We start from the raw sequence: 5600 nt of genomic DNA on the forward strand, positions 1-5600 counted from the left end.
CCCCCGCCCGCCCCGCCCGCAAGGGCCCGACCGGAACCGAACCGTGGAAATGCTGGGCAGACCAGCGGACACAACCTGCCCTCACCCGGCCACCCGACCCGAAACCGATCAAAAGACCACTCTCAAACCACCTCGGTGGATCAAGGCTTAGAGCCCGACAGCGTCCCGCTACGAGCGGGCCCGGCTCGCCAGCGATGCTCTTACCGCTCGGATCCGGGCCGCCCGCCGCTCGCGACGCCTTGCCACCCGCTCCCTGCCGCACGCGGTGTCCCCTGCAGCCGGAACTGTCTCACCGCAGCAAGATCGGCAGGCCCGCAGCGAGGCCCGCGTTGCCCGGACGATCGCCAAAGCCCGCCACGAGAGGCAGCAGCAGACGACCGACATCACCACGGCCGACAGCACCCTGCGGCTTATCGAGGCCGCGGCCAAGCTCCGCGATGGCGTGAACGAGCGCATGGTCGCGTGCGGCCCACCCACCCGGCACGCAAAGCCGCACCCCGCCCAACAGCCGACCCCCCAGTCCGCACCGGACCAGAGGACCACACCTCGGAGGCCCGTATGACCACACCGAACGACAAGAAGATCGAAGCCTTCGCCGCACGGCTCCAGGAGGGAGTCCGCGAGCGTGCGGCCGTATTCGGCCCGCGCCCGCTGCCCGCTCGCGTAGAGACCGAGGCGTCCAAGACGGAAGCGGAGCGGAAGAAGCAGGTGCGCGAACAGCGCAGCCGACTCCAGGCGGCATCACGCCGCCGGTTCACCGCGCGACAGTCCCGTCTGCCCCGCCCCCGGCAGAACCGCATCGGCAGCGCCGCCGCCCGCGGTGACGCGCGCGCCTTGTCCCGGCTGCGGCGCTCCAACGGGTGGCTGTGGTGACCAGTCGGCCCAGCGGGCATCGCTGACCAGTCGCTTACGAGAAGGCCGCACCGCCCGGCACTTGCACCCGCGAGCCGGAGCCGGGCGCGTGGCTGATGGGCGAGAACTCGTTGAACGGCTTGCCCACCTGCTTGGCGAGCATCGCGGCCTGGAGGCCCGGACAGCTCGTCCGCCGGTTCCTACTTCGGCAGGCAGCACCGTGCGTCGTGCATCCGGCGGTACACGGCCGGGTCAGCGGCTAGGAGCAGGTCCCGGTCCGGCTGTTCCCCGTCGATGTCGATGGTGCACAGTGCCGGGGAGACGCGGGCGAAAGCCTCGTGCGGGCTTTCTGGTTTCGGGCCCGGGGCGGGAGAGTGCCGACGCGGCGGCGGAGGTCCCGGCCTGAGCAGGCCGGGTCCTCTCCCGTACTCACCGACGCCCCGCGGATGGCCGCGCGCACCCGCGGCGGCGTGGAAGGGGCACTCTTCCACTCCGATCACGAGGCGCAATACGGTGCCAGGGCCTTCGCCGGCCTCTGCGACCAGCTCGGTCACCCGGTCGATGAGCGCGGTCGGCAGCAGCGCGGACAGCGCGGCCTGAGAGTGGTTCCACGCGTCCCCGAAACGCGAGACCCTCCGCGGAGCCCGCGTCTACAGCGACGCTGCCACCTGCAGGGCCACTGTCTTCGCCAGACTGCCCCGCTACAACACCTGCCGCAGACACTTCGCCAACGGTCACCCCAGCCCCAGCGAATGCGAACGACGACACGACGCGGCTAACGACTTCGGGGAAAATGAGTTTCAGGCGTGCCGGCCTGGCGGCTCGTGCGCAGTCAGGCGGCGTCGCGCGGACGGTCCATCCGGGACGATCAGCGTGTCCGCCGAGGCCGTAAAGCGGTGGACAGCCTTGCGGTGCTGGGCGACCATCTGCGCGATGACTAGCGAACTTCCCTCCGTCCCCAAACACGTCCGCTTTGTCGAGCTCAGCGCAAAAGCGCTTCGGGCGCTTGCCGAGGGTGACCTCGCAGGCGGCAGCGCTGAGGCCGGGGTCGCCCTTGACGAGTACTTCGTCTCTGACCGGGCCCGCGGGATCTTCGGCTATCGCGCCGGCCAGCTCGCCGAGGACCCGTCAGTCGCGCCCTGGATCGTGCGGGCCGCGGTGTCCGAGCCGGACGGGGCCGTTGTCGGCGACGCCGGGTTCCATGGGCCGCCGGATGAGGCCGGCATGGTCGAGGTCGGCTACACCGTCGTGCCCGGGTACCGCCGCCAGGGCTATGCCCGCCCCATGCTGGCAGCGCTGCTCGTCAGGGCCGCCGCCGAACCCAGTGTCAGGACCGTGCGGGCCATTATCAGATCCGACAACGACGCCTCCCTGGCCACCATCGCGGGCTTCGGTTTCACGTGCGTTGGCGAGCAGGGGAACGAGCGCGACCGGCTCGAGCTCGTCTTCGAGGTCCCGGCTGACGCGATCCAGGCCGAGTAGCTGCACGGCCGCGGCGAAATCGCGAGCGTCCTTGTCGGGCCGTGACATGAGAAGGGCCGTACAGGTTGGGTGAGTTGTGAAGCTGACCTGGGCCCGTGCGGCCTGTTCCCATCCTGCCCTGTCCGGCGTCTCAAGCGCACATTTCGGTGAGTTGTTCGCCGAGCTCGCCAGTGCGTGGGAGGCCGCCCGGCAGTCCACGCTCCGCGAGGCCCGGGGCGGGGAGCGTCGGCGGATGGAGGGTGCTGGCCGAAAGCCCAAGCTGGTCCTCTTCGATCGGCTGCTGGTCACCCTGGTCCATCTGCGCCATCAGTTGCCGCACATGGTGCTCGCCAAGCTCTTCGAGGTGGATCGCTCCACCGTCTCCGCGGCCATCCGCCAGGTCCGCCCGCTGCTGGCGGCCCGTGGTTTCGCAGTGCCCGACCGGCCCGGCCTGCGGCTGAAAACGCTGGAGGACGTATTCGCCCATGCCGAGGCGGAGAGTGTTGAGCTGCGGCTCGACGGGGCCGAGACCCAGGCCCCCCGCCCGCAGGCCGACCGCCCCGGGCGCCGGGCCTTTGTTTCCGGCAAACGCAAGCAGAAACGCCATCAAGACCATCACGTTCAGCGACGGCCAGGGCCGCCTGCTGCTGTCCGGTGTGGTGCGGCCGGGCCGGATGCACGACCAGTGTGCGACACGAAGGCGCACGCAACGAGCGGTTGCGCGGAAAGGAGGCCGACTGATGTCGGCGGCGTAATCCCAGGCCAGTGTCCGAGTGCCTGTCCCCACTCCGGCATGCGTCTCCGGTAACGGCGGGGTGTGAAGCCCGGGGGAAAGCCCAAGGGCCGCCGATCCATCCGGTGGCCACAGGCGAGGGGAAGACCGGACGGGTGAACGCGAGTGAACCCTCGATGATGCTTCGTGATGCATCACCTCGGTTGATGGATGGCACCACCGGGGTTCAGGAACCGGCCGCTGTGAGGCGGCAGGCGGCGGCTGAGGATTTGGTATCGGCCGTGTGGACACCGCCGTTCCCGGAGTAGAGGGGGCACCCACCCCGGTCGCATCTCGTACGTGTGCAACGTGACAACCCCGACGGGGTCCGGCCGCCAGCGGTGGCCGGTAAGCCGACCGTGAGGAAGGCCCAGATCCCCAGCGGGCGCAGGACGGTCCAAGAAGCGAATGCCGGCGGCCGAAAGGAAGCGGGAAACCGGGACAGCATGATCGGCTCCTCCGCCGATCGTCCCGCATAACCGGCCGGACAGGGGCAGTTGCCCCGACCCGAAAGGGTGCTGACGTGGACCGGGTGAGCCCGTGAGGACCGATGACCGAAGACGACGGAACCGAGGGACAAGTTGGACACCATGACGACGCAACCCAGCGCAGCCACCGAGGCTGCCACGGCAGGCGCCGCCGTGGTGAACGGACCCGAGGACGACCTCGCCGACTGCGACAGCGCATCTTCACGGCATCGCAGGCGGGGGACCTCAAGAAGGTTCGCAACCTGCAGAAACTGATGCTCCGATCCCGCGCCAACACGCTGCTGAGCGTGCGACGCGTGACGGAGGTCAACGCTGGCCGAAAGACGGCGGGGGATCGACGGACGGACGGCGCTGCTGCCCCGGTCCAAGGCCGAGTTGGCCGACTGGGTGCAGTACCGCTCCCGGCCGTGGACTCCCAAGCCCGTCAGACGCGTGTTCATCCCCAAGGCCAAGGTCAGGCGCCCTCTCGGGATTCCTGTGATCGCTGACAGAGCACTTCAAGCTGTTGCGGTTGGTGCACTGGAGCCCGAGTGGGAAGCACGGTTCGAGCCGAGATCCTATGGATTCAGGCCGGGCCGCGGCTGCCACGACGCGATCGAAGCCATCTTCAACACCGCCAGCGGGAAGAACCCGCGCAGACGGTGGGCGCTCGACGCGGACCTGGCGGCGGCGTTCGACCGAATCGACCATTCTCATCTTCTCCGGCAGCTCGGCTCGTTTCCCGCCAGGGGACTGGTCGAGCAGTGGTTGAAGGCGGGAGTGGTCGACCAAGGCCGGTTCGCCCCGACCGAAGAGGGGAGCCCTCAAGGCGGGGTGATCAGCCCCGTCCTCCTCAATGTGGCTCTGCACGGGATGGAGGAGGTCTCCGGGGTCCGCTACTTCGCAACCGGCAGAGATGCCGGGAGCGCGGTGCCTGGCAGCCCCGTGCTGGTGAGATACGCGGACGATCTTGTCGCGCTCTGCGAAAGCCGCGACCAGGCCAACCAGGTCAAGGCGCGGCTGGCGGCATGGCTGGGGCCCAGAGGGCTGACCTTCAACGAGGACAAGACGCGAGTCGTCCACCTCGAAGACGGGTTCGACTTCCTGGGGTTCAACATCCGCCGGTATCGCAGCGGCAAGCTGCTGATCAAACCGAGCAAGGCGGCCGTGCGGCGCATCCGGAAACGGCTCGCCGCCGAGACGAGGGCCCTCCTCGGGGCCAACGCCGAGGCGATGATCGGCAAGCTCAACCCCGTCATCCGGGGCTGGGCCGCCTACTACCGGACGGCAGTGTCCAGCAGGACCTATGCCCAGCTGGACCACTACGCGTTCAAGCTCACCTACAAGTGGGCCAAGCGCAGCCACCCGAACAAGTCGAGGCACTGGGTCGTGGACCGGCACTTCGGCATGTTCGACCATTCCAGGCGCGACCGGTGGGTGTTCGGCGACCGTGACAGCGGCGCCTACCTCGCCAAGTTCGCCTGGACGAAGATTGTCCGGCACCAGATGGTCAAGGGCAGGGCGTCTCCGGATGATCCAGCCCTGGCCGACTACTGGACCCAGCGGCGACGCCGCCGGAAACCCCCGCTGAGCACGGGCGGCTGCGGCTCCTCCAGGCCCAGCGCGGCCGTTGCCCGCTCTGCGGGGAACTCCTGCTGCACGCCGACCACGAGCCGCAGAGCCCAGACCAGTGGGAGCAGTGGCTCAAGGTCATCCGCAAGGCGGCCCGCCGACAGGCGATCGTCACCAGCGGACCGGGAACCTCGGACACACTCGCCCCCGCCCAGCCTCGTACACGCTCACTGCCGACGCCGACTCGGCACCCGACCAGCACTTCTGCCCGCCAACGAGCCCACAGGGGCTTGCTTGAGCCCGGTGCGTTTAACGGCGCACGCCGGGTTCTGAGGGGGCGGGGGGGGAGCAACGCGCCGCCACCCCCCCACAAGACCAACCGCCCCCTATCCAACAGCGGACGTGGTCCGGGCGGTTGGACCAAGCCCCGTGCGGTGAGCTTGCGGTGCCGTTTCCGGTTGGCTTTCTGTTCCTCC

5 protein-coding genes are annotated in these 5600 nt (G+C 69.3%); all 5 read left to right on the plus strand.

Translation table 11 applies throughout. The annotated features are described in order from the left end of the window. Nucleotides 1–558: 558 nt before the first annotated feature. Nucleotides 559–873: a hypothetical protein gene (locus ACFV9O_RS31935; protein WP_385423972.1), complete on the plus strand. Its 315-nt coding sequence runs from the start codon at nt 559–561 to the stop codon at nt 871–873. A gap of 912 nt (nt 874–1785) precedes the next feature. Further along, the gene (locus ACFV9O_RS31940; protein WP_385423974.1) at nt 1786–2334 is read left to right on the plus strand and encodes a GNAT family N-acetyltransferase; all 549 of its coding nucleotides are present in this window, start codon (nt 1786–1788) and stop codon (nt 2332–2334) included. 232 nt (nt 2335–2566) lie between these two features. Continuing rightward, a complete protein-coding gene (locus ACFV9O_RS31945; RefSeq protein WP_385424043.1) occupies nt 2567–3121 on the plus strand; it encodes a transposase family protein in 555 nt (184 codons plus the stop codon). A 514-nt stretch (nt 3122–3635) separates the two neighbouring features. Beyond that, nucleotides 3636–4061, plus strand: coding sequence for a reverse transcriptase N-terminal domain-containing protein (locus ACFV9O_RS31950; RefSeq protein WP_385423976.1), 426 nt, complete (start codon nt 3636–3638; stop codon nt 4059–4061). Next, complete coding sequence (ltrA, locus tag ACFV9O_RS31955; protein ID WP_385424046.1) at nt 3961–5457, plus strand: group II intron reverse transcriptase/maturase; 1497 nt, start codon at nt 3961–3963, stop codon at nt 5455–5457. The genes ACFV9O_RS31950 and ltrA overlap by 101 nt, the downstream gene beginning before the upstream one ends. Nucleotides 5458–5600 lie beyond the last annotated feature (143 nt).

Origin of the sequence: Streptomyces sp. NPDC059909 (genome assembly GCF_042730885.1) — a bacterium.
In the GTDB taxonomy this organism is placed as follows: domain Bacteria; phylum Actinomycetota; class Actinomycetes; order Streptomycetales; family Streptomycetaceae; genus Streptomyces.